The sequence below is a fragment of the Paracoccus versutus genome (assembly GCF_000763885.1).
In the GTDB taxonomy this organism is placed as follows: domain Bacteria; phylum Pseudomonadota; class Alphaproteobacteria; order Rhodobacterales; family Rhodobacteraceae; genus Paracoccus; species Paracoccus versutus.
Genome location: NZ_JRKO01000162.1, coordinates 1 through 1,225, shown reverse-complemented (window position 1 = coordinate 1,225; position 1,225 = coordinate 1). Strand labels below are relative to the sequence as shown.

Genomic DNA, 1,225 nt, shown 5'->3' with positions numbered 1-1,225 from the left:
GAAGTGGGCGACGACGTAATAGGTGTCGTGATAGACCCGGTCCAGCGGCGCCTGGCTCAGCACCACGCCGGTCACGCCGCCGACGGTGAACAGGAACAGGAAGCCGAAGGCCCAGAGCATCGGCGTCCTGAACTCGATCGAGCCGCCCCACATGGTGGCGATCCAGGAAAAGACCTTGATGCCGGTGGGCACGGCGATGGTCATGGTCGCCATCTGGAAATAGGTCTGCTGGGTCAGCGACATGCCGGCGGTATACATGTGATGCGCCCAGACGACGAAGCCCAGGAAGGCGATGGCCGCCATGGCCAGCACCATCGGCAGGTAGCCGAAGATCGGCTTCCTGGCAAAGGTCGAGACCACATGGCTGATGATGCCGAAGCCGGGCAGGATCAGCATGTAGACCTCGGGATGGCCGAAGAACCACAGGATATGCTGGTAAAGCACCGGGTCGCCGCCGCCGGCCGGGTCGAAGAACTGGGTGCTGAAATTGCGGTCCATCAGCAGCATGGTGATCCCCCCGGCCAGCACCGGCAGCGACAGCAGGATCATCCAGGCGGTGATGAAGACGGCCCAGGCGAACAGCGGCACCTTGAACAGCGTCATCCCCGGCGCGCGCATGTTCAGGAAGGTGGTGATGATGTTGATCGCGCCCAGGATCGAGCTGGCGCCCGAGACGTGGACGGCAAAGATCGCCAGGTCCATGGAATAGCCGGCCTCGGTGGTCGAGAGCGGCGGATAGAGCACCCAGCCCACGCCCGCGCCGGGCTGGTCGTTGCCGCCCGGCGACAGCAGCGAGGCGATGGCAAGCGAGATGCCGCAGACATAGAGCCAATAGCTGAGGTTGTTCAGCCGCGGAAAAGCCATGTCCGGGGCGCCGATGTGCAGCGGCATGAAATAATTGCCGAACCCCCCGAACAGCGCCGGAATGACGACGAAGAACATCATCAGGATGCCGTGATAGGTCACGACGACATTCCACAGATGGCCGTTGGGCGTGCATTCCGCCGAGGCGTCCGCGACCAGCCGCATCCCCTCCAGGCACATGTATTGCACGCCGGGATGCTGCAACTCCATCCGCATGTAGACGGTGAAGGTGACGGCGATCAGCCCGGCCGTCCCGGCGGTGAACAGGTAAAGGATGCCGATGTCCTTGTGGTTCGTCGACATGAACCAGCGGGTGAAGAAGCCCCGCTTCTCTTCGATGCTGTCGCTGATCTGGGCTGAC

Annotated in this window: 1 protein-coding gene; it reads right to left on the bottom strand. The window is 63.1% G+C overall.

Going from position 1 to position 1,225, the window contains the following annotated elements; all coding sequences use genetic code 11:
* On the bottom strand, positions 1–1,215 hold a 1,215-nt coding region (locus IT40_RS26425; RefSeq protein WP_036761491.1), incomplete at its 3' end, for a cbb3-type cytochrome c oxidase subunit I.
* Positions 1,216–1,225: the final 10 nt, after the last annotated feature.